22 protein-coding genes are annotated in these 20,990 nt (G+C 60.2%); 9 read left to right on the forward strand and 13 right to left on the reverse strand.

Annotation, left to right across the window (positions count from 1 at the left end):
• Positions 1-2: 2 nt before the first annotated feature.
• Both PIB16_RS24255 and PIB16_RS24260 read right to left on the reverse strand, forming a co-directional pair.
• Positions 3-1,265 carry an ATP-binding protein gene (locus tag PIB16_RS24255; RefSeq protein ID WP_078053622.1) on the reverse strand — a complete coding sequence of 421 codons (1,263 nt, stop codon included), beginning with the start codon at positions 1,263-1,265 and terminating at the stop codon, positions 3-5.
• Complete coding sequence (locus PIB16_RS24260) at positions 1,262-1,993, reverse strand: response regulator (RefSeq protein WP_208616047.1); 732 nt, start codon at positions 1,991-1,993, stop codon at positions 1,262-1,264. The genes PIB16_RS24255 and PIB16_RS24260 overlap by 4 nt, the downstream gene beginning before the upstream one ends.
• 202 nt (positions 1,994-2,195) lie before the next feature.
• Here PIB16_RS24260 and PIB16_RS24265 point away from each other — a divergent pair, with 202 nt between their 5' ends.
• The 4 genes from PIB16_RS24265 (at position 2,196) to PIB16_RS24280 (ending at position 6,466) form a co-directional block, all read left to right on the forward strand.
• Entirely contained in the window at positions 2,196-2,834 is a 639-nt protein-coding gene (locus PIB16_RS24265) for a hypothetical protein (protein ID WP_080857175.1), read from the forward strand.
• A 127-nt stretch (positions 2,835-2,961) separates the two neighbouring features.
• Entirely contained in the window at positions 2,962-3,258 is a 297-nt protein-coding gene (locus PIB16_RS24270; RefSeq protein ID WP_080857174.1) for a hypothetical protein, read from the forward strand.
• Positions 3,259-3,280: 22 nt separating this feature from the next.
• Positions 3,281-4,504, forward strand: coding sequence for an efflux RND transporter periplasmic adaptor subunit (locus tag PIB16_RS24275; RefSeq protein WP_271046477.1), 1,224 nt, complete (start codon positions 3,281-3,283; stop codon positions 4,502-4,504).
• A gap of 3 nt (positions 4,505-4,507) precedes the next feature.
• Positions 4,508-6,466 (forward strand): MacB family efflux pump subunit, encoded by a 1,959-nt coding sequence (locus PIB16_RS24280; protein WP_080857172.1) that lies wholly within the window; start codon positions 4,508-4,510, stop codon positions 6,464-6,466.
• Between the two features lie 13 nt (positions 6,467-6,479).
• Here PIB16_RS24280 and PIB16_RS24285 read toward each other — a convergent pair whose 3' ends face one another.
• Entirely contained in the window at positions 6,480-6,716 is a 237-nt protein-coding gene (locus PIB16_RS24285) for an acyl carrier protein (RefSeq protein WP_003520197.1), read from the reverse strand.
• Positions 6,717-7,027: 311 nt separating this feature from the next.
• Between PIB16_RS24285 and PIB16_RS24290 the strand changes: the two genes are divergently transcribed.
• Entirely contained in the window at positions 7,028-8,125 is a 1,098-nt protein-coding gene (locus tag PIB16_RS24290; protein WP_271046478.1) for an acyltransferase family protein, read from the forward strand.
• A gap of 370 nt (positions 8,126-8,495) precedes the next feature.
• Here the strand turns inward: PIB16_RS24290 and PIB16_RS24295 are convergent, their stop codons facing one another.
• The 10 genes from PIB16_RS24295 to PIB16_RS24345 all read right to left on the reverse strand — a co-directional run bounded on the left by PIB16_RS24295 (position 8,496) and on the right by PIB16_RS24345 (position 16,402).
• Complete coding sequence (locus PIB16_RS24295) at positions 8,496-8,783, reverse strand: hypothetical protein (protein WP_078053615.1); 288 nt, start codon at positions 8,781-8,783, stop codon at positions 8,496-8,498.
• A gap of 547 nt (positions 8,784-9,330) precedes the next feature.
• The gene (locus PIB16_RS24300; RefSeq protein WP_162856819.1) at positions 9,331-9,468 is read right to left on the reverse strand and encodes a hypothetical protein; all 138 of its coding nucleotides are present in this window, start codon (positions 9,466-9,468) and stop codon (positions 9,331-9,333) included.
• A 96-nt stretch (positions 9,469-9,564) separates the two neighbouring features.
• Positions 9,565-9,780 carry a hypothetical protein gene (locus PIB16_RS24305; protein WP_078053614.1) on the reverse strand — a complete coding sequence of 72 codons (216 nt, stop codon included), beginning with the start codon at positions 9,778-9,780 and terminating at the stop codon, positions 9,565-9,567.
• 252 nt (positions 9,781-10,032) lie between these two features.
• Complete coding sequence (locus tag PIB16_RS24315) at positions 10,033-10,242, reverse strand: cold-shock protein (protein ID WP_003508146.1); 210 nt, start codon at positions 10,240-10,242, stop codon at positions 10,033-10,035.
• Between the two features lie 281 nt (positions 10,243-10,523).
• Positions 10,524-10,694: a hypothetical protein gene (locus PIB16_RS24320; protein WP_271046479.1), complete on the reverse strand. Its 171-nt coding sequence runs from the start codon at positions 10,692-10,694 to the stop codon at positions 10,524-10,526.
• A gap of 335 nt (positions 10,695-11,029) precedes the next feature.
• Positions 11,030-12,265, reverse strand: a complete 1,236-nt coding sequence (locus tag PIB16_RS24325; RefSeq protein ID WP_080857169.1) for a Gfo/Idh/MocA family protein — start codon at positions 12,263-12,265, stop codon at positions 11,030-11,032.
• A gap of 18 nt (positions 12,266-12,283) precedes the next feature.
• A complete protein-coding gene (locus PIB16_RS24330; protein WP_125146369.1) occupies positions 12,284-13,105 on the reverse strand; it encodes a sugar phosphate isomerase/epimerase family protein in 822 nt (273 codons plus the stop codon).
• A gap of 24 nt (positions 13,106-13,129) precedes the next feature.
• Positions 13,130-14,293: a dihydrodipicolinate synthase family protein gene (locus PIB16_RS24335; RefSeq protein ID WP_271046480.1), complete on the reverse strand. Its 1,164-nt coding sequence runs from the start codon at positions 14,291-14,293 to the stop codon at positions 13,130-13,132.
• Between the two features lie 10 nt (positions 14,294-14,303).
• Complete coding sequence (locus PIB16_RS24340) at positions 14,304-15,446, reverse strand: Gfo/Idh/MocA family protein (RefSeq protein WP_271046481.1); 1,143 nt, start codon at positions 15,444-15,446, stop codon at positions 14,304-14,306.
• Positions 15,447-15,691: 245 nt separating this feature from the next.
• Positions 15,692-16,402, reverse strand: a complete 711-nt coding sequence (locus PIB16_RS24345; protein ID WP_271046482.1) for a TetR/AcrR family transcriptional regulator — start codon at positions 16,400-16,402, stop codon at positions 15,692-15,694.
• Positions 16,403-16,519: 117 nt separating this feature from the next.
• Between PIB16_RS24345 and PIB16_RS24350 the strand changes: the two genes are divergently transcribed.
• The 4 genes from PIB16_RS24350 (at position 16,520) to PIB16_RS24365 (ending at position 20,800) form a co-directional block, all read left to right on the forward strand.
• Positions 16,520-17,809, forward strand: coding sequence for an ABC transporter substrate-binding protein (locus PIB16_RS24350; protein ID WP_271046483.1), 1,290 nt, complete (start codon positions 16,520-16,522; stop codon positions 17,807-17,809).
• Positions 17,810-17,815: 6 nt separating this feature from the next.
• A complete protein-coding gene (locus PIB16_RS24355) occupies positions 17,816-18,769 on the forward strand; it encodes a carbohydrate ABC transporter permease (RefSeq protein ID WP_185740859.1) in 954 nt (317 codons plus the stop codon).
• A complete protein-coding gene (locus PIB16_RS24360) occupies positions 18,762-19,637 on the forward strand; it encodes a carbohydrate ABC transporter permease (protein WP_020809242.1) in 876 nt (291 codons plus the stop codon). The genes PIB16_RS24355 and PIB16_RS24360 overlap by 8 nt, the downstream gene beginning before the upstream one ends.
• Positions 19,638-19,723: 86 nt before the next feature.
• Entirely contained in the window at positions 19,724-20,800 is a 1,077-nt protein-coding gene (locus tag PIB16_RS24365; RefSeq protein ID WP_271046484.1) for an ABC transporter ATP-binding protein, read from the forward strand.
• Positions 20,801-20,990 lie beyond the last annotated feature (190 nt).

Below are 20,990 nucleotides of genomic sequence, written 5' to 3' on the forward strand. Positions count from 1 at the left end.
CGTCACGACGCCCTTGTGAAGATCACGGTCTGGACCAGGCCCTGTTTCTTGTGGTTGGCGATGGTGATCGTGCCGCCGAAGCGCTCGATGATTTCCCTGGCGATGGCAAGACCAAGACCCACGCCGGGGATTGATTTGCGCCGCGCGAGGTCCACCCGGAAGAAGGGCTCGAAAACCCGCCCGATCAGTTCCTGCGGAATGCCAGGGCCTTCATCCCTGATCGTCACGACGATTTCGCTCTCGTCTCCGGTCAGATCGATATGCGCCTTCTTGCCATGGGTGACGGCGTTCAGGATGAGGTTGCGCAGGGCTCTTTTCAGCGCCAGCGGTGCCGCCTTGATGGTCATGGCGGCTTCCGGCTCGATGAAGTCGAGCGCGCCCGCATGACCAAGATCGGAAACATCACTGACTATCTCGCTGAGAAGCGTGCCGATGTCGATCGTCTTGACGCTGTCCTGGCTGACCTCTTCCCGCACCAGAAGAATGGCGCTGTCGGCGATGGCGTCCAGCTCCTCCAGGTCCGCCAGCCATTTGGCCCGTTCCTCGTCGTTTTCGATGAATTCCGCCCTCAGCCGCATGCGGGTCATCGGGGTTCTGAGATCGTGGCCGGCGGCGGCGACGAGGCGCATGCGGCTTTCCATCGCCGCCTTCAGGCGGGTGGCGAGTTCGTTCAGCGCCCGCGCGGTGGCGCGGATTTCGCCCGGTCCGGTTTCCGGCAGGTGCGGCAGCGAACCGTCAGGCCCGATGCTGGCGGCGGCATTTTCCAGCATGTCGAGCGGGCGGGTGATCTTGCTGGCGGCAAAGATCGAAACGGCGGCACTGCCGAGGATGATCAGCCCGATCCACATGCCGAAAATCTTCCAGCCGCCCGGCGGCGGACCCATATGCGGAATTTCCGCGACCAGCCAGCCGCCTTTTTCCAGCGCGATAGCCGCCACGGGCGCAGGATTTCCCGGTGAGCGGATGACCATCGCGGTGCGCGGCTCTCCGACGCGGGCCAGCGCCTTTTCCAGAAATTCCGAAAGCATGCCGTCGAGATCGCCTTCCGGCGGCTTCTGTTCTATCTGGAAATAGCCGGGCTGCTGCAGGGAAGGATCGCGCTCGGCCATAGTCACGGCAAAGGCGAGGCTGCGGGCGAGCGGCTCGATGGTGGCGTCGGGCGGCGGCGGCTGCAACGTCCGGTCCGCTACAAAAGTCGCAAGTGCGATGACCGCGATGATGGAGACGATCATCAGCGCCGTGATGCGGTTTTTAAGCGAGCTCATCGCTGCACCGGCAGGGTTTTGACCTGAACCGTCATCTGGTAACCGCCATTGCGCACGGTCTTGAATATCGGCGTTTGAGTGTCGGCGTCCAGCTTCTTGCGCAAGCGGCTCATCAGCACGTCGATGGAGCGGTCGAACGGGCCGCGATCCTTGCCCTGCGTGAGATCGAGAAGCTGATCGCGGGAGAGCAGCCGACCGGGCCTGTCGAGAAAGACTTTCAGCAGATCGAATTCCGCTCCCGTCAAATCTATCTTTTCACCGCTGGCGCGGATGACGGAGCGCTGCTCGGGATCGGCGGTGAAATCCGCAAAACCATAGGCGGCGGATGAGGGGCGGGGGGCTTCCTGCGGTGTGGTGCGGCGGAGCACGGCCTTGATGCGCGCGGTCAGTTCGCGCGGATTGAAGGGTTTGCCGAGATAGTCGTCGGCGCCGATTTCCAGCCCGACGATGCGGTCGACATCTTCCTTCAGCGCAGTCAGGAGAATGACCGGCGTGCGCGGCCGGCGACCCTGCAGATCGCGGCAGATATCGAGGCCGGAGCCATCGGGCAGCATCACGTCGAGCACGATGAGATCGGGATCGGAGCTGGCGATCTTTTCCTCGAACTCACGCCTGTCGGCGGCCATCGACACGCGAAACCCCTGCGAGCCGAGATATTTCGCGAGCAATGTGCGTATTTCCGGATCGTCATCGACGATCAATATATGTGTCACCGAAACTGTCGTCATATCGTCCAACCTTTTGATGCCACTATACATAAGCGTTGAAAAGAAACGGCGGATTTTTGCAACGAAAGCTTTCCGGCGCCGTTCTGGCAACATTCGGTTACAAATAGGCGGTTTGCGGAAGCAGCCCGGAAACATTCGGACCAAAGCCGGAAACGCGATGCTCCTATCGTCCTTTCATGTTGGAAAACGGAAGGAAGGTAAGATGAGAAACTCGCTACTGGCCGCCGCCATCGCGACAGCAACTATTGGCGTTTCCGCCGCCGCGCAGGCAGCGGAAGAGAATGCGCCCGCACCCCAGGCGACCGAACAGGCTGCGCCGCCGCACGCCAATCTCGATCTCGGCCCGGACATCGGCCCGGATCGGGGTCCGGATGAAAGGCCGCTGCCGCCGCATATGCGCAGAATGCCCGGCCCGGATGTTCTAGGGCTGGCGACGAAGCTTTCGGCGGCTGAAATCTATCTCGGCGTCAGGCCGGAACAGCTCGGTCCATGGCGCGCCTATACCGCGGCGCTGATCGATCTCGTTTCCCCCGGTCCAGAGCGCAATCCGCCGCCGTCGGTGCCGGGTGAAGGCAAGGCCAGGCCCGAGCCGCGTCTTGCGGGAGAGGAGCTGGCAGGCATCATCGCGCAGAAGGCGGAAAAGGCCAAAGCCCTGCAGGACGCCATTGCGGCGCTGAAACCGAAGCTTTCGCCGCAGCAGGTGCTGAAGCTTGCCGAGCTTGAGCGTGCACTGATGCCGCCTCCGCCTCCCGGCCCGCGTCATGGCCCCGCAGACCGCGGCGGCTTTGCTCCCCCGCATGGCGATATGAGGCCGCCGGTTCCCGAGGCGGAACGGGGCTGAGGCAACTATTCGAAGTTTCCTCCTTTAATCTGCCCCCCAGTAAAGGAGGAAATCAGCCGGCGACGGCTGGAGCCGGGGGATCGCACGCCTGCGATCCCCCGCGTGATTTTCAAGCAGGAAGACGATGATGAGATACTTCTATCTGGTGCTGGCAACGGCTTTTGGTTTGAGCTTTGCCTGGTCGGTGGCCGTGGCAAAGGACAAGCCCGTGCAACAGCCGGCGGCCAAATCCCGGCAGGATGAACAACGGCGTCAGCCCGCCTGTGCGAAGGATCAGCGCGAAAAGATGGATTCGAGACGTCTTCGCAGCACCTGCCGCAAGGCCGCGGTGCGAAAATCGGCCTCTGCCTATGAATGGATCGAAGCGGAGAGGGGTTTCATCCTCGTAAAACACGAGATGACGCCGGTTTCTTCCTTCGAGTGAACCGGCTGGATAGGACATCGATATGAAAACGGCACGCAAGGCAGGTGCATTGCTGGCGGTTGTCGCTCTCGCCGTGGGCGGCTACTGGCTGTCCTCGCAATATACGCGGGCGGCCACACCCGGCTATATCACCGCACCGGTGACGCGCGGCGATATCGAGCAGACGGTGCTGGCGACGGGAACGCTGAAGCCCGTTCGCCTGGTCGCCGTCGGCGCTCAGGCCTCGGGCCGCATCACCGCCGTCAAGGTGGCGCTCGGCGATACGGTCAAGGCGGGCGATCTGATCGCCGAAATCGATTCCGTTACCCAGACGAACAGTCTGCGCACGGCGCAGGCGGCCCTGGCGAATGTGAAGGCGCAACGGGTGGAGAAGCAGGCGACGCTTCTTCTCAACCGCCAGAGCCTTGCCCGTCAGCAGGAGATGGTGTCAAAGAACGCGGCCTCCCGCGCCGATTTCGAAAGCGCCACCGCAGCCCTTGCCGTCACCGAGGCGCAGATCGAAGCCATCGACGCCCAGATCGAGGAAGCGCAGGTCGCGGTGGAAACGGCCGATGCCAATCTTGGCTATACGAAAATCACCGCGCCCATCGAAGGCACGGTTCTGTCGATCGTCAGCCAGGAAGGGCAGACCGTCAACGTCACCCAATCCGCGCCAACCATCGTCATTCTCGGCCAGCTCGACCGGATGACGGTGCGCACGGAAATTTCCGAGGCGGATGTAACGCGGGTCAGGCCGGACCTGCCGGTCTATTTCACGGTGCTCGGCGAGCCGCAGCAGCGTTACAACGCGACGCTCGCCTCGATAGAGCCGGCGCCGGAATCGGTGCGCAGCGATTCCAGCTTCAGTTCCTCGACCTCTTCATCCTCCAGCTCATCCTCTTCCAGCACGTCGTCATCCGAGGCGATCTATTATAATGGCGTGTTCGAAGTGCCGAACCCGGACGGCAAGCTGCGTACCTATATGACGGCGGAGGTCCATATCGTTCTCGGCGAAGCGAAGAACGTGCTGACCGTCCCTTCGGCAGCCCTTGGCAGCATGGACAGCGACGGCAGCTATGCCGTGCGCGTGGCCGGCGCCGATGGCAGGGTTTCCGAGCGCAAGGTCGAAATCGGGCTCAACAACAAGGTCACGGCGGAAGTGCGTTCCGGCCTTGCCGAAAACGAGCGCGTGGTGACCGGCGAACGTTCCACCGACACCACCGCAAACGCCATGCCGGGGCCGGGCGGCCCGCCGATGGGGCTTTGAACCATGGCTGAACCTTTGATTTCGCTTAAATCCGTGCGGCGGGATTATCCCTCCGGCGAAGGCACGATCAGCGTGCTGAAGAATATCGACCTCACCATCGAGGCCGGTGAGATGGTGGCGATCGTCGGCGCGTCCGGGTCGGGCAAGTCGACGCTGATGAATATTCTCGGCTGCCTCGACCGCCCGACATCGGGTAGCTACAGCATCAGGGGCCGGGAAACGGGCAATCTCGATGCCGACGCGCTTTCGGCGCTCAGGCGTGAAAATCTCGGCTTTATCTTCCAGCGCTACCATCTGCTGGCCGAGTTGACGGCGCTTGGCAATGTTGAAATTCCGGCGATCTATGCCGGCAAGACGCAGGGCGACCGCAGGCACAATGCCGCAAGGCTGCTTGGCCGCCTCGGCATGGCGGAACGCCTCGATCACCGTCCCGGCCAGCTTTCCGGTGGCCAGCAGCAGCGCGTTTCCATCGCCCGCGCCCTGATGAACGGTGCCGAGATCATTCTTGCCGACGAACCGACCGGCGCGCTCGATAGCGCCAGCGGCGACGAGGTGTTGCGCATCCTCGGCGAGCTGCATGCTGAAGGCCGCACCGTCATCATCGTCACCCACGATATGTCGATTGCCAGACGCGCCGGGCGGATCATCGAAATCAGCGACGGAACGATCATTTCCGACCGCAGGACGGATGCGACGACCGTACCGCAGGTCGATGCCAAACCCGCTGCCGTTTCCGCCGGGTCTTCCGGTCTTGCGGGTCTCGTTTCGTCTCTGCGCGAGGCGTTGCGCATGGCGCTTCTGTCGATGCGGGCGCACAAGCTGCGCACCTTTCTCACCATGCTCGGCATCATCATCGGCATCGCCTCGGTCATCAGCGTCGTGGCGCTGGGGCAGGGGTCGCAGCAGCGGGTGCTGCAGAACATATCGAGCCTCGGCACCAACACGCTGGAAATCTTCGCCGGCAAGGATTTCGGCGACATAAGGTCGGGCAAGATCACCACGCTCGTCGTTTCCGATGCCGAAGCGCTTGCCAAGCAATCCTATGTCGCGGCGGTGACGCCGACGGTCTCGACCTCCAGCACGGTGCGTTTCGGCGCGAAGGAGGCGAATGCGCTGGTGAACGGCGTCAGCGAGCGCTATTTCGTCGCCAAGGGCACCAAGCTGTCGCAGGGCCGCTTTTTCGATGGCGGAAGCGTGGCGCAGAAGGCGCAGGACGTGGTGATCGACGAAAATACCCGCAAATCGCTGTTTGCGGATTTCGACGGCAGCCCTGTCGGCCAGGTCATTCTCATCGGCAAGGTGCCGGCCCGCATCGTCGGTGTCACGCAGGCGCAGCAGGGCGGTTTCGGCTCAAGCCAGAACCTGTCGCTTTACCTGCCCTATACCGCCGTCCAGTCGCGCTTTCTCGGCAGCCTGTCGCTGCGCAGCATCACGGTGCAGGTGGCCGACGATGTCGATGCCTCAATCGCCGAACAGGCGGTGACGACGCTTCTGACCCAGCGGCACGGCACACGGGATTTCTACATTCTCAATACCGACGATATCCGCCAGACCATCACCAGCACCACGCAGACGCTGACCCTTCTGATTGCTGCCATTGCGGTGATTTCGCTGCTGGTCGGCGGCATCGGGGTGATGAACATCATGCTCGTTTCCGTGTCTGAACGCGTATCGGAAATCGGCGTGCGCATGGCGGTGGGCGCGCGCCGCACCGATATTCTGCGGCAGTTCCTCATCGAGGCGGTGCTGGTCTGCATCATCGGCGGTACGCTGGGCGTGCTGGGCAGCCTCGGCTTCGGCGCGCTTTTCTCCGCCTTCAGCAGCAATTTCGCCATGGTCTATTCCACGGCGTCGATCATCGCCGCCTTCGTCTGCTCGACGCTGATCGGCGTTGTCTTCGGTTATCTGCCGGCGCGCAACGCGTCGAAGCTCGATCCCGTCGCGGCTTTGTCTGCGGGGTAAATCCCCTTGCCGGTCACGCCTTGTTTTTTTCGACGAAGCGGATGGCGTCGCCAACGGTCAGGATCGTGCTTGCGGCGGAATCTGGAATTTCCACCCCGAATTCCTCTTCGATTTCCATGACGATCTGAACGGTCTCGAGCGAATCCGCACCGAGATCGTCAGCAAAACTGGCCTCATCCACGATGGTGGCAGGGTCTGCGCCAAGCTGGTCCACGATGATTTTTCTGATACGTTCTGCAATGGTGGACATGGTGAGACTCCGCGAAAGTTGCCTGCCGCCGAACGCCGCTCCATCTGAATTTGCGCCGAAGATATCCAAGCGAAATCAAGCTGAATTTCGAAAGGACAGGGCACAGAGTCAAAGGCTCGGAAGATCGATGACATCCGGACGTAGCACGCCTTTCGCAGCCGCGAAAGAGTGTCGATCACCCGTTAGTATTCCATAATAATATGGGATGTTCGCCACGTTAAACAGTTTGTGACTGGCAGCGGTGAACCGCAACGCGGTAAAGCTCGTTGCCTGTGAACCTCAAATCCGTCAGCCACACCGAGCCTCATGCCATGGTCCAGTCGTCCCCGGAACGCTTTATATTGCTCGATGGCATAAGGGGCGTGGCCGCCCTTTTCATCGTCCACCGCCATGCCGAGGATCTGTTCGGGAAAAGCACGGCTTCGAGCTATCTCGCCGTGGATCTGTTCTTTGCGCTCAGCGGTTTCGTGCTCGCGCATGCCTATAGCCGGAAACTGGCCGAAGGGGCGATTACGCCAGGCTTTTTCATGAAGGCGCGCTTCGCACGTCTTTACCCTCTTTATGGGCTGGCGCTGGCCCTGATGGCCGCCTATTTCATCTGTCTCTACGTGCTGGGCCTGCCGACGCCGATCGACGATCTGCATCGTCTTATCGATCCCGGCGAGCTTGCTTTCGCCTTGGTAACGGGGCTGCTCTTTTTGCCGGCGCCCTTCACGCTCACTCTGAACGGCGCGCTGTTTCTCGTCAGCCCGGCATGGTCGCTTTTCAACGAGCTGGTGGTGAATGCGTTTTACGCCCGCTTCGGTGTCCGGGCCACGACGAAACAGACCGCCGCGGTGCTCATTATCAGCGCCCTTGTGCTGATGGTGGCCGCCGCCCAGTTCGGCCGTCTGCATGCCGGTTTTCGCTGGCATGAAATGTATGCCGGCATGGGGCGGGTGTTCTTCTCGTTTTTTGCCGGCGTGCTGATTTACCGTTTTCGCAATCGCGTGCCGCAGTTGAAACCTTTTCAGGCGGCGCTTTGCCTTCTGCTGGTCTGTTTCATTCTGGCCGTGCCCATGTCGCGCGAGCTTCGACCGTTCTTCGATCTTGCGGTGGTCCTCGTCGTCTGGCCGATGCTGCTGTTCGTCGCCAGCAAGACGGTTCCGGGGCGCGGTGTGGGAATGGTTTCGGTGTTTCTCGGCACGGCGTCCTACGCGGTCTATGTACTGCATATTCCGCTTCTGGCCTGGACGGAGTTTCTGATCCCCGCTGTGCACCGGGAAAACCTTGCTTTGCCGGCCGGCATTGTTTTCCTCATCGGCACGACGTACCTGTCATGGTGGCTGACGGTCCATTACGATCAGCCCGTTCAGAAATGGCTGAAGAACCGGTTGAGAAAGCCGAGTGAAGTCCGCCAGCCGGTATGATCCTGCCTCGCGGCTGCAAACCTCAATAATGGGCAAAAATCGGGGCAGTCAGCACGAAAGCCGCGACGAGGCTGATGATCGTCAGTTTCGCCGCTCGCATGCGGCGCATTTTGCGGCCGCTCCAGTCATACGTCATACTCACCTCCACGCAGACGCAAAACTTACCGGCATGGGAAACAACGCAAGCTTGGCGAAGACCGGTCATGGTCCCGCAACGCACAGGGTGCACATTCCATACCCAAGCTTCCCGGGACGCGCCTGATCGCGCGCGGGACGCTCAATTTCAGTGTTGCCTGATATACGGCTTTTGCCAAGCCGTTATTTTCATCGGTGATTTTGAAGGCCGCCACGAAAAGGGCGGCAAGCCCCATCATCGGTAAAGAGGCGGCAGGCCCTGAATGGCGTAACGCGGCAGCGGTTTCCACGGTTTGACGCGTTCATGTTTGTGAACGCCGAACAGGAACAGCATTTCCTCCGAAATATCGGCAGGGTCGGTCAAGCCATCCTGAAAGAGCTCGATCACCTTGCGGGCGGCATTGTTGTAGAGAATGACTTCGTCATCCATGGTGTGGCTGTCATAACCGAGACCTTCCAGCACTGACTGGAGCATTTTCAGGTCCTGCGATGTGATGATGCAATTTTCATATGCGGAAGACATGACGTCCTCCTTTCCTGTGGGGGGCAAAAAAGCTGGAGCGTCGCGTCGCCACCCATAAGTGGCGCGAGGACGCTTCAACGCCTCGAAACGCGCACAGCGTCAGGCAAACCGTCTCCGGCCCGTACCGTCATGCATGTCGCGTGGCTTGGAGATCGTTCCCCTGGTCAACAGGCGGGACAGGGCAAAGATTGCAAGAGGCCTTACGGCGGCAACGCCCTTTAATTACCGATAGGGAAGCGTGCGCCCTTTGAGGAGAATAGGCAAGTTAATTCTGTCTCGTAGAGCGGGCAATTTAGCACGCGCTCCCGCAGGCAACAAAAAAGGCCGGGGCAATATTGCACCGACCTTCCTCATATCGCTCTCAACACCCGTGCCAGTACATCCGTGGTCAAAAGTCTGAAGCGACTAAAACAACTGCGAACGTCGATTTCATTCGCGCTCACCAGCAGTTGCCATGAGAGCTGTTTAATTGGGAAATGTGGCCAAAACAAGTCCGGCATGGATGGCTATGCTTTTATTCGCCGTGACTTGTCGGCCGGCTTGGCGCCTATTTCTTTTTGCTATCCGCTGTCGTGGCGTTTGCGAATTTGACCTGCGAACCGGTGGGCGGCGCGGCAGGCGCTTTCGTCTTGTCCTTCTTCGGTTTGCGGATTTCCTTGTTGCTGCGCAATTGACCCTTGGCCATGGTGTCCTCCTCCTGTTGGATTGGTGCGGCCTCGAGCGGCTATGAGACAATCCGTTCAAGGCCCGTTCGAGCGGGCGATGCTGGAAATCCGGCCAGTCAGTTCTTGCCGGATCGTTTTTTTGCGGAAACCGGCACGTCGGCGATAATCGTCGCTTCCTGTGCTTCGCGAAGCTGGCGAAGGCGTTCCGTTTTGCGGGCGCGCTGGTCGGCCTCGGCGTTTATGATCTGCTTTGCGGCGTTATCCGTCAATGACGCCCTGTCCTGTGCGGATAGTTTGCCGGGTTTGAAAAAAGCTTCCTTTGACGCGGCCATGGCATTCTCCTTTATGGAAGAGCGGTATCGGAAGGCTGTCGGGGGCGGGTAACCTTTTTGGGGGCAGGCAGCAGCCCTTCGCGCTGAATTTTCTTCTTTGCCCTCTTGCGGCGGTGGCGCACGGCTTAGGCTTCTTCGCGGACGCGCTTTTTCCCTGGCCCAAAAACAAAAGGCCGGGCTTTGACCCGACCTCTCACAATCATTCTAACCTGCAGCCAGTACATCCGTGGTCTGCGGGTTAAATGATGAATATCAAGCTGCCTGAAGGTTATCAGCCGAGCTTTTGCCGGACCGACGGTCCTGGACGATCTCGTAGCTGATCTTCTGGCCGTCGTTCAGCGAACGCATGCCAGCGCGCTCAACAGCGGAGATGTGAACGAAAACGTCCGTGCCGCCATTGTCAGGTTGAATGAAGCCGAAGCCCTTGGTGGCGTTGAACCACTTTACAGTACCAGTGTTCATAACGATTTCCTTTCGTAGAATCGTTGTGGTTCCCGCGATACCTTGCGGGATAAGATCGATTATTTGAGAGGAAATCCGACGGGGAACAGTCTGTTCCAGAACGACGTCACAAGCAATGGTCGATGAAGAAAATATAGGCGCAATTTTTGATTTTGCAATGGGCATTGAAGGAAAAAGCACTGGCGAGCGACCGATCATTGGCTAAGTATCTGGTTCACGGTGCTATTTCCCGCTGACCCCATCGTGCGGCCGGTCTGGCGCAGCCTTTGGTTTCGCGCGCATCAACCTCCACCGGGAGACACGTCCTTCGCACGGTCATCCGGCAGGCTGCCTGCCCCCGGCGTCTTGTCATAGTCGGTGAGGGACGATTTGGCGTGCGGGCCGGCGGGAGGAATGTCGTTCGGGCTGGAAGGCCGTTTGTCAACTGTTTTCGGCTTCGTTTTGTTCGTCATGTCGCGTCCTCCTTTTAAAGGGGAAACGCAGGGGAAAAGGCGCGGGTTCCGTTTCCACGCCGCGCGGGCGCGCTTTTCCGCCGTCAGCGGCGGGAACGCGGCTTTTTCTCTTCCCGGTTCATATCTCGCCCCACCCATTTGAAAAATACGACGAGGCTGAGGCCGATGATGATGAGCGGAACGAAGGATTCAAAACTGGACATGACTCACTCTTTCTTCCCCCGGCGACCATTTTACCGGCATGGAAGAAGCGCGTAATCTGTGGAATATCGTCCGTTCTTTTTTGGCAATTGCCATCTGCGGCCCAGTTGTCGATGGGCCGCAGACGAAGGCGGTTAAACCGGCAGCGATTTCACCGCTGCCGTGCCGCCTTCACGGGCGCTTTTCAGCGCCGCCACCCCTGTCAGGACGGACATTGCGCCGGCGCGCGAGCCCGCCCGCTGCCGCAGCCGGTCGTTGGAGCCGGGCTTGAAGATCATGTCGCGCATGCGGTTGTCGCCGCCATAATGGCCGCCCGGCTCATGTGGCACCCAGATATGTTCGACGCCACCGCCGAAACTTTTCACCAGCAGGATTTCATCGGCCGGCGGTTCCGTCCAGGGCTGCTTTTCATACTGGCGCATCTCGATGCGGCCCTTATGGCCGTTGAAGGCGATGTGATGGCCCTCGATCGGCATATAGGTGTTGAGCGAATAGGAAACCTGCACGCCGCTGGCATAACGAATCGAGGCGCTCATCGTATCGGGAATGTCGATCTCCTCGCGGAAGACGCAGGCATCGCGCACATAACCGTCCACCGTCGAAGGGTCTTCATAAAGCGCATCGAGAAAAGGATCGGCGCCGAGATCCATGAAATAATCGCACTCGTTCTTGTGCGGACAGGTGCGACAGCGCGTTCCGCGGAACGGACCGTTCTTTCCGTAATGCAGCAATTGCCCGAAGCCCTTCACCTCCACGGGATCGGAATCGAGATACCAGTTCAAGAGATCGAAATGGTGGGTGGCCTTGTGCACGAACAGGCTACCGGAATGTTCGGTAAAGGCGTGCCAGCGGCGGAAATAATCTGCGCCGTGCTGGTTGTCCAGATACCAGTGAAAATCGACCGAGGTGACGGTGCCGATGGCGCCTTCGTCGATCAGCTCCTTGATGCGGGCGGCGGTGGGAGAGAAACGGTAATTGAAGGAGACGTCGACGCGGCGGCCGCTTTTGGCCTCCGCCGCGCGAATACGGTCGATCTTTTCCGGGGTGGTGGTCATGGGTTTTTCGCTGATGACATCGGCCCCGCCTTCCAGCGCCCGGATGATGATGTCGTCATGGGTATCGTCAGGTGTGCAGACGATCACCAGTTCGGGTCGCTGCTCCTCCATCATCCGGTCGAAATCGTCGTAAAGCGGCGCGCTCGATCCCATCATGGCGCGGGCGCGTTCGGCGCGCATGAGGTTCAGGTCGCAAATGCCGACCAGCTCGACGTAGTCGCTCCAGCCGGCCAGAAGTTCGCGGCCCCACATCGTGGTGCCGCGATTGCCGGTGCCGACCAGCGCATAGCGTTTGCGTTTCACCTTTTCAGGCATCGTCTCTCTCCCGGATAATCAACAAACAGTTTTGAAACGCTCGACCACGGTGGCGAGGACCTCGTCCATCGGGCGCGCCTGCCAGCGATGCGAAAAGATTTCCACTTCCTGCGGGCCGTGGAAGCCGGCGGCCTCGATCATGGCGCGAAATGCCTTCAGGTCAATCACGCCGTCGCCCATCATGCCGCGATCGTTGAGCGGATCGGTGGTCGGCACCAGCCAGTCGCAGATGTGGTGGGCGAGAATTTGCCCGTTCCTGCCGGCGCGCGCCACCTGTTCCTCCAGTTCCGGATCCCACCAGACGTGGTAGACATCGATGGCGACACCGGTTCCAGACCCCAGCCTGTCGCAGAGATCGAGCGATTGTTTCAACGTGTTGAAGCAGGCGCGGTCGGCGGCATAAAAGGGATGCAGCGGCTCGATGGCGAGCGGTACGCCGGCGGCCCGCGCATAGGGAAGAAGCTCGGCCATGCCGTCCTCCACCATCTGCCGCGCGCCTTTCAGGTCGCGTGAGCCGGCGGGCAGGCCGCCTACGACCAGCACGAGGCAATCGGCCTTCATGGCGGCGGCCTCATCGACGGCGCGTTTATTGTCTTCTATGGCACGGTGGCGGCCTTCCGCATTGGGCGCGGGGAAAAAGCCGCCACGGCAATGACCGCTAAGGCGCAGCCCGTTCCGTTCGACGATGCGGGCGGCTTCCGTAAGGCCAACGCCATGCACCTGCTCGCGCCAGGGCGAGATGGCGGTGATGCCATGGGCAAGGCAGGCATCGACGATTGCGCCGAAGTCTCCGCCCTGACGCACGGTGGCGAAATTGATGGAAAGGCCTTCAAGGCTCATCTCGGTATCTCCCCTCGTTTTGCTTCACCCGATGCCACGGACGGCCAGAAACGCCTTCATGCGATGCGTCGCCAGATCCGGCTCGGCAAGCACATTGGCCTTGTCCGCAAGCCGGAAAAGCTCGGCGAAATGCTGCGTGGAGCGGGTGCTTTCCTGCCCGCCGACCATGGTGAAATGGTCCTGCAATCCGTTGAGATAGGCGAGGAACACCACGCCGGTCTTGTAGAAGCGGGTCGGGGCCTTGAAGATGTGGCGCGACAGCGCCACCGTCGGCTCCAGAATATCGAAGAACTCGTTGTCCGCCCCGCGCTTCAGGCAGGCCAGCGCTTTCGAAGCCGCAGGCGCTATGGCGTCGAAAATGCCGAGCAGGGCATCCGAATGGCCCTTCTCGTCACCGGCGATCAGTTCGGCATAGTTGAAATCGTCACCGGTATACATGCGCACGCCTGATGGCAGGCGGCGGCGCATGACGATTTCCTTTTCCTTGGAGAGAAGCGAAATCTTGATGCCGTCGATCCTGTCGGCATTCTCTTCGATCATGGCAAGGCAGGTTTCCATGGCCTGCATGTGGTCACCGGAACCCCAATAACCCTCAAGCGCGGGATCGAACATTTCGCCCAGCCAGTGGATCACCACTTTCTGGTCGGCATGGGATAAAACTCTGGCATAAGCCTTGAGATAATCATCCGGCGAACGGGCGGCAGCGGCCAGAGCGCGGCTCGCCATCAGGATCACGCGTCCGCCTTCTCCCTGAACAAAATCAAGCTGTTCGAGATAAGAGTCGACAATCTGGTTCAGGTCGTAACCGCCGCCATTCAGATGGTCGGTGCCGACGCCGCAGGCAATCAGCGCGTTCTTGCGGCTGGCCGCCTCCTTCAGCGAACGGGAACTCAGTTCCTGCGCCTGCGGCCATGCGAGCCCCATGCCGCGCTGGGCCGTATCCATCGCCTCAGCGACGCCCAGGCCGAGATCCCACAGGCGGTGACGGAAACGTAAAGTGGCGTCCCAGTCGATGGCGGGCGTCAGCCATGGGTCGTTATCGGCAAGGGGATCGGCCACCACATGGGCGGCCGCGAAGGCGACGCGGTTGAAATCCGCCGCACTTCGTTTCTCAACCGCGACCGGCGTGCCTGATAGTCTGTAGACCTCAATGCTGCGGTCATCCTTCGGAAGCTTGAGTTCGCTCACCATCGCCTCCTTACGAAATAGCGGGAACGTCGAGCCAGCGGCGTTCCCTCCAGGATTTCAGTCCAAGCTCGGCAAGCTGTACGCCCTTCACGCCTTCCATCAGGCCATAGGGCCACGGATCGTTGTCGACGAGGTGGCGCACGAACATTTCCCACTGCGCCTTGAAGCCGTTGTCATAGACGACATTGTCCGGCACTTCCTGCCATGTCTTGTAGAAATCGATAGTCTGCGGCTGGTCGGGGTTCCACACCGGCTTCGGCGTGTTGGTGCGGTGCTGGGTAAAGCATTTTGTCAGGCCCGCCACCGCCGAACCATGCGTGCCGTCGACCTGGAAGGTCACGAGGTCGTCGCGGCGCACCCGCACCGCCCATGAGGAGTTGATATGAGCAATGACGCCGCCTTCCAGCTCAAAGGTGGCATAAGCGGCATCGTCAGCATCCGCCTTATAGGCTTTGCCCTGCTCATCGAAACGTTCCGGAATATGGGTCGCGCCGAGGCAGCTGACGGATTTCACCGGACCGAACAGATTGTCGAGCACATAACGCCAGTGGCACAGCATATCGAGAATGATGCCGCCGCCATCTTTCAGACGGTAATTCCAAGAAGGGCGCTGCGCCGGCTGCCAGTCGCCTTCGAACACCCAGTAACCAAACTCGCCGCGCACCGATAGGATTTTGCCGAAGAAGCCGCTGTCGCGCAGCATAGCGAGCTTGCGCAGGCCGGGCAGGAAAAGCTTGTCCTGAACGACGCCGTGTTTGATGCCGGCGCTTTCGGCAAGCCGGGCAATGGCCAGCGCCTCTTCCATCGTGTCGGAAATCGGCTTTTCGCAATAAACGTTCTTGCCGGCCTTGATGGCTTTCTCCAGCAGGCTGCCGCGCATCTGCGTCGTGCCGGCATCGAAGAACAGCGTATCGTCGGGGTTCGCCAGCGCCGCATCGATATCGGTCGTCCAGCGCGCGACATTATGCTTTTTCGCGATTTCCTCGATCTTTGCGCCGTTGCGGCCGACCAGAATGGGGTCGAGCATGACCCTTTCGCCGTTTTTCAACAGCACGCCGCCCTGATCGCGAATGGCGAGAACGGAGCGCACGAGATGCTGGTTGTAACCCATGCGGCCGGTGATGCCGTGCATGATGACGCCGATACGTTTCATGAATTTCCTCCCAAGGCGGCCTCTTCCCGAAAGCCGCTTCCGTCAAACATGGCAATTTGTAACCATTTGGTTATTTGTGGTCGTGAAGGATGCGATCTGTCAAGGTGTTTTTGACAGGAAAAATTCATTGTCTGACGACGGTTGCGTTTTTGTGTTTCCACCGCGCCGCAAAAGAAAACGACGCGCTTCGCGGATGCGAATGGCGCGTCGTCGCTGTTGTTAAAGAGGAATTCGGTTCGGCCGGCTCAGACCGGCCGCACTGCAGCAAGCAGGGTGTCGACGATATGCTGGCCCCAGCGTTCGAGTTCGGCGGGGTCTGTCAGGTCGCGCTGGAAGATCGTCGACAGCGTGAACCGGTTCGAAAGATAAAAAGCGCCGAGCGAAGCGATGGTCAGATAGACGTCGATCGGATCGAGGCCGTCACGGAATTCGCCCGCGTTGCTGCCGCGCCGCAGAACGTCTTCCAGCTCTGAAATGAAATTCGAATGCATCGCCGTAATCGTCGAGGATTGCCTGAGATAGCGGGCTTTATTGAGGTTTTCCGTGGCGAGGATGCTGAGGAATTCGGGGTGGTCGAGGAAGTAGTGCCAGGTGAAAAGCGCAAGCTCGCGCAAGCCCTCCGAGGGGGCCTTGCGGGCCAGGTCAAGCCGTCTTTCTGTGTGGCGGATATGGCGGTAGGCGTCTTCCAGAACGGCGAGATAAAGCGCATCCTTGTCGCCGAAATAATGGTAGATCATCCGCTTGTTGGTGCCGGCGCGCCGGGCGACGACATCGATTCGAGCCCCTGCCAGCCCCTTGGCGGCCACCTCACGGCGGGCGGCTTCGAGAATGGCGGCGCGCGTTCTTTCGGGGTTTCGCACCTGTGTCGTCGCGCGTTTGCGCTTGGGTGACGGCGCTTTCTCCATGGCCGCATCGGGGGCAGGATCGGACGGCTGTTTTTTTGTCGTTTCTTCCATTTCAGCACCCGCTTGACAATGTTTGCGATCAGTGTTCCCATGTAACCAATTAGTTATAAAACGGCAAGTGTCGTTTACGTTCATCATCAATTGGCAGTCAATAGGGAGGAGTTGCCAATGCCCATGATGCTTCAGAGGAGAGGTGTGCTTTCAGCGGGGCTTGCGGCCCTGTCGCTCGCAACACTGGGAGGTGGTTCAGCGCAGGCGCAGGCCGCGCGCCTTCGCATGTTGTGGTGGGGGTCGCAGGAACGCGCCGACCGCACCAACAAGGCGATAGCAGCCTATAAGCAGGTCAAGCCGGATCTCGATATTGCCGGTGAATTCGCAGGCTGGAGCGATTATTGGCCGCGCCTTGCCACGCAGGTGGCGGGCCGCAACGCGCCTGACCTGATTCAGATGGATTATCGCTACATCTTCGAATATGGCCGTCGCGGCGCGTTGGCACCCCTCGATGAATATATCGGCAAGGGCCTGAAGATCGAGGATTTCGGCAAGATGAACATCGATTCCGGCCGGGTCGATGGCAAGCTTTACGGCATCAATCTCGGCGTCAATTCCAGCGCCGTCTTCTTCGACAAGGCGGCCTGGGAAAAATCCGGTGCGACGCCGCCGGCGATCGGCCAGACCTGGGAAGAGTTTGCCGAAAACGCCGCCAAGCTCAGCAAGAACAAGCCGAAGCCCGGTTATTACGCCACGGCCGATGCCAGCGGCGTGGAGCCGAGCTTCGAGAACTGGCTGCGCCAGAACGGCAAGTCGCTTTACACGCAGGATGGCGGCATCGGCTTCGATCCTGCCGATGCGACCAAGTGGTTCACTTTGTGGGCGGATCTGCGCAAGAGCGGCGCCTGTGTGCCGGCCGATGTGCAGGCGCTCGACCAGCTCAACATCGAAACGAACCCTTTGACGACGGGCAAGGCGGCAACCGCATTCGCCCATTCCAACCAGTTCGTCGGTTATCAGAAGCTCAACAAGTCCAAGCTTGCCATAAGCTCCTATCCGAAGAGCACCAAGGATGGCCCTTCCGGCCATTATCTGAAACCCTCCATGCTTATCAGCGTCGCCAATGGCAGCGCCGGCATCGAGCAGGCCGTCGGTTTCATCAACTTCCTTGTGGCTGAACCGCAGGGCATCGATATTCTCGGCGTCGAGCGCGGCGTTCCTGCTTCGGAATCCATGCGTAGCCAGTTGAGCAGCAAGCTCGACGAGGTGAGCAAGACGATGGTGGACTATATTGCCGAGATTACCCCCGGCGTCGGCGATCTGCCGCCGGCGCCGCCTCCGGGCGCGGGCGAATTCGCCTTCGTCCTCAAACGCACGGCGGAGGAAATCGGCTTCGGCAAGATCACGCCGGAAGAGGGCGGTGACCGCCTCGTCAAGGAATCCGAAACCGTTGTCAAACGGAAGTGATGGTTTATGGCCTTTCGATCTGAAACTCTTGTGGGGGAGAGCCGTGGCGCGGCTCTCCCGAAGCGGGGCGGCGTGAAGCGGATTTTCGACCGCAACATTCACGCCTACCTGTTTCTGCTGCCCTGGCTGATTGGCTTTTTCGGCCTCACCCTCGGTCCCGCGCTTGCGTCGCTTTACCTGTCTTTCACGAATTACGACCTGTTGCAGTCGCCGGACTGGGTGGGGGCGGCAAACTATGTGCGCATCGCCACGGCTGACCCGAAATTCGCTGCGGCCATGCAGGTCACCTTCACCTATGTGCTGCTGTCGGTGCCGCTGAAGCTGATCTTCGCGCTGCTCGTTGCGCTCGCCTTCAACCGCGGCATCAAGGGGCTGACGCTTTATCGTGCGATCTTCTACCTGCCGTCGCTGCTCGGTTCGAGCGTCGCGATTGCCGTGCTCTGGCGCCAGCTTTTCGCCTCTGACGGTCTCGTCAATATGGTCCTCTGGCAGGCCTTCGGTTACGAAGGGCCGAGCTGGATTTCCAATCCGGATTATTCGATCTACACGCTGGTCATCCTGTCCGTCTGGCAGTTCGGTTCGCCGATGATCATTTTCCTCGCGGGTCTGAGACAAATCCCGCAGGACATGTATGAGGCCGCCGAAATCGACGGTGCAAGCAAGGTGCGGCAGTTCTTCCGCATTACCCTGCCGCTGTTGACGCCGGTGATCTTCTTCAACGCGGTGATCCAGACGATCGACGCCTTCAAGGCCTTCACCCCCGCCTTCATCATTTCCGAAGGCACCGGCGGGCCGATCAACTCGACGCTGTTCTACACGCTCTACCTCTATCAGGAAGCCTTCGGTTTCTTCCGCATGGGTTACGCCTCGGCGCTTGCCTGGATTTTGGTGATCATCATCTCGCTGTTCACGGCCTTCTCGTTCCTCAGCGCGAAATACTGGGTGCACTACGATGACTGATGCTGTTACCGCCCCCCGGCCGGGCCAGGGCCCGCAACGTTCGCCGCTGAAATCGGTGATGCTCCACACGGCGCTGATCATCGCATCCTTCGCGATGCTCTATCCGATCCTGTGGATGATCTCGGGTTCCTTCCGGCCGCAGGACGAGCTGTTCGGCTCTTCCTCGCTCATTCCCTCGGCGGTGGATGTCGGCGGATATATTCGCGGCTGGACCGGGCTGCAGGTGAGCTTCGGGCAGTTCTTCTGGAACTCCTTCTTCATCTCGGTGCTCGCCACCATAGGCAACGTGGTCGGCTGCTCGCTCGCCGCCTTCGCTTTTGCCCGGCTTCGCTTCGGAGGGCGCAATTTCTGGTTCGCGCTAATGCTCGGCACGCTCATGCTGCCCTATCACGTCGTGCTCATCCCGCAATATATCCTGTTTCTGGAAATGGGCTGGGTGAACACCTCGCTGCCGCTGATCGTGCCGAAGTATCTGGCGACGGACGCCTTCTTCATCTTCCTGATGGTGCAGTTCTTTCGCGGTATCCCGCGTGAACTGGACGAGGCGGCTGTTATGGATGGCTGCTCGCCCTTCCGCATCTACTGGAAGATCATGTTGCCCCTGTCGCTGCCGGTTCTGGCGACGGCCGCGATCTTTTCCTTCATCTGGACCTGGGACGACTTCTTCGGTCCGCTGATTTATCTGAACGACATCAACACCTACACCGTGCAGCTCGGCCTCAGATCCTTCGTGGATTCCACCGGCAGCTCGGACTGGACCTCGCTTTTCGCCATGTCCAACCTGTCGTTGGTGCCGGTCTTCCTGTTCTTCCTGTTCTTCCAACGGCTGCTGATCGAAGGCATCGCCACTACCGGAATGAAACGCTGAACAGAACCCGCATCGGGAACGCATTTTAAGACAATCAACACTGTCGCTGCCGCCCTGCATGCGGCGCGACAGTCGGGAGAAAAAGCATGGCAAGCAGCATTACGCTCGAAAAAATCGTCAAGCGGTTCGGCGCTTTTCCGGTCGTTCACGGCATCGATCTCAAGATCGAGCCGGGCGAGTTCACCGTTTTCGTCGGCCCCTCGGGCTGCGGAAAATCCACGCTTCTGCGCATGATCGCGGGGCTTGAGGAAATCTCCGAAGGCGATCTGCGTATCGATGGCGAAAGGGTCAATGAAACCGCCGCCTCCAAGCGCGGCATCGCCATGGTCTTCCAGTCCTATGCGCTTTATCCGCATATGAGCGTCTACAAGAACCTTGCCTTCGGTCTGGAGACGGCAGGCTACAAGAAACCGGAAGTCCAGGCGCGGGTGCAGAAGGCCGCCGATATCCTGCAGATTGGCCCGCTTTTGCAGCGCAAACCGAAGGCGCTTTCCGGCGGCCAGCGCCAGCGCGTCGCCATCGGCCGCGCCATCGTGCGCGAACCGAAAATCTTCCTGTTCGACGAGCCCTTGTCCAACCTCGATGCGGAACTGCGCGTGCAGATGCGCGTCGAAATCGCCAAGCTGCACCAGACGCTCGGCAGCACCATGATCTATGTGACGCACGACCAGGTGGAAGCCATGACCATGGCCGACAAGATCGTCGTGCTGCGCGACGGCCGCATCATGCAGGTCGGCCGCCCGCTCGATCTCTACAACAACCCGGCCAACCAGTTCGTCGCCGGTTTCATCGGCTCGCCGAAGATGAATTTCCTCTCCGCGAAAGTGGCATCAGGCGACAGTTCCAACCGCACCATCGAGGTGGCCGGCCAGCGCATCGTGCTGGAAAAACCGGTCGCGGCGCAACAGGACGAACCGCTCACCTTCGGCGTGCGCCCGGAACATGTGAACCCGCAGGCGCAATCGGCCTCGCTGGGTGAGGCCTCCATCCAGCTCGTCGAACATCTCGGCGGCTCAACGGTGGTCTACACCGCGACCCCCGACGGCCAGCCCGCCACCGTGCTGCTGGACGGCCAGCGCCATATCCGCATCGGCGAGACCATTCCCTTTGCGTTCGATCTTTCGAAGACGCATCTGTTCGGGGCGGATGGGCGGCGGATATGAGAACGAGTGGGTGAGCTGTCTTACCATAGGGCTGCTAACGAAGTCCGCAAAGCTTGCGTTCGTCATCCTCGGGCTTGTCCCACTACTGTCCGGTTTAAATTTGCGGCCATTGGAAGGCCATCTGGTTTTGGTTTCTGGGTTTGTCCGGTGGCGGGTCGAGAAGCCGATCGGTGCGTCGCCGGTGCATGAG

Source organism: Agrobacterium sp. ST15.13.015, from assembly GCF_027871645.1.
In the GTDB taxonomy this organism is placed as follows: domain Bacteria; phylum Pseudomonadota; class Alphaproteobacteria; order Rhizobiales; family Rhizobiaceae; genus Agrobacterium; species Agrobacterium leguminum.

What these genes read in the sequence shown, in the direction of transcription:
- PIB16_RS24355 (WP_185740859.1), top strand. Translation starts at nt 17,816, where the DNA reads ATGGCCTTTCGATCTGAAACTCTTGTGGGGGAGAGCCGTGGCGCGGCT.
- PIB16_RS24320 (WP_271046479.1), bottom strand. Translation starts at nt 10,694, where the DNA reads ATGACGAACAAAACGAAGCCGAAAACAGTTGACAAACGGCCTTCCAGC.
- PIB16_RS24275 (WP_271046477.1), top strand. Translation starts at nt 3,281, where the DNA reads ATGAAAACGGCACGCAAGGCAGGTGCATTGCTGGCGGTTGTCGCTCTC.
- PIB16_RS24350 (WP_271046483.1), top strand. Translation starts at nt 16,520, where the DNA reads ATGCCCATGATGCTTCAGAGGAGAGGTGTGCTTTCAGCGGGGCTTGCG.
- PIB16_RS24325 (WP_080857169.1), bottom strand. Translation starts at nt 12,265, where the DNA reads ATGCCTGAAAAGGTGAAACGCAAACGCTATGCGCTGGTCGGCACCGGC.
- PIB16_RS24260 (WP_208616047.1), bottom strand. Translation starts at nt 1,993, where the DNA reads ATGACGACAGTTTCGGTGACACATATATTGATCGTCGATGACGATCCG.
- PIB16_RS24305 (WP_078053614.1), bottom strand. Translation starts at nt 9,780, where the DNA reads ATGGCCGCGTCAAAGGAAGCTTTTTTCAAACCCGGCAAACTATCCGCA.
- PIB16_RS24255 (WP_078053622.1), bottom strand. Translation starts at nt 1,265, where the DNA reads ATGAGCTCGCTTAAAAACCGCATCACGGCGCTGATGATCGTCTCCATC.
- PIB16_RS24365 (WP_271046484.1), top strand. Translation starts at nt 19,724, where the DNA reads ATGGCAAGCAGCATTACGCTCGAAAAAATCGTCAAGCGGTTCGGCGCT.
- PIB16_RS24300 (WP_162856819.1), bottom strand. Translation starts at nt 9,468, where the DNA reads ATGGCCAAGGGTCAATTGCGCAGCAACAAGGAAATCCGCAAACCGAAG.
- PIB16_RS24315 (WP_003508146.1), bottom strand. Translation starts at nt 10,242, where the DNA reads ATGAACACTGGTACTGTAAAGTGGTTCAACGCCACCAAGGGCTTCGGC.
- PIB16_RS24285 (WP_003520197.1), bottom strand. Translation starts at nt 6,716, where the DNA reads ATGTCCACCATTGCAGAACGTATCAGAAAAATCATCGTGGACCAGCTT.
- PIB16_RS24290 (WP_271046478.1), top strand. Translation starts at nt 7,028, where the DNA reads ATGGTCCAGTCGTCCCCGGAACGCTTTATATTGCTCGATGGCATAAGG.
- PIB16_RS24295 (WP_078053615.1), bottom strand. Translation starts at nt 8,783, where the DNA reads ATGTCTTCCGCATATGAAAATTGCATCATCACATCGCAGGACCTGAAA.
- PIB16_RS24360 (WP_020809242.1), top strand. Translation starts at nt 18,762, where the DNA reads ATGACTGATGCTGTTACCGCCCCCCGGCCGGGCCAGGGCCCGCAACGT.
- PIB16_RS24330 (WP_125146369.1), bottom strand. Translation starts at nt 13,105, where the DNA reads ATGAGCCTTGAAGGCCTTTCCATCAATTTCGCCACCGTGCGTCAGGGC.
- PIB16_RS24270 (WP_080857174.1), top strand. Translation starts at nt 2,962, where the DNA reads ATGAGATACTTCTATCTGGTGCTGGCAACGGCTTTTGGTTTGAGCTTT.
- PIB16_RS24280 (WP_080857172.1), top strand. Translation starts at nt 4,508, where the DNA reads ATGGCTGAACCTTTGATTTCGCTTAAATCCGTGCGGCGGGATTATCCC.
- PIB16_RS24340 (WP_271046481.1), bottom strand. Translation starts at nt 15,446, where the DNA reads ATGAAACGTATCGGCGTCATCATGCACGGCATCACCGGCCGCATGGGT.
- PIB16_RS24345 (WP_271046482.1), bottom strand. Translation starts at nt 16,402, where the DNA reads ATGGAAGAAACGACAAAAAAACAGCCGTCCGATCCTGCCCCCGATGCG.
- PIB16_RS24265 (WP_080857175.1), top strand. Translation starts at nt 2,196, where the DNA reads ATGAGAAACTCGCTACTGGCCGCCGCCATCGCGACAGCAACTATTGGC.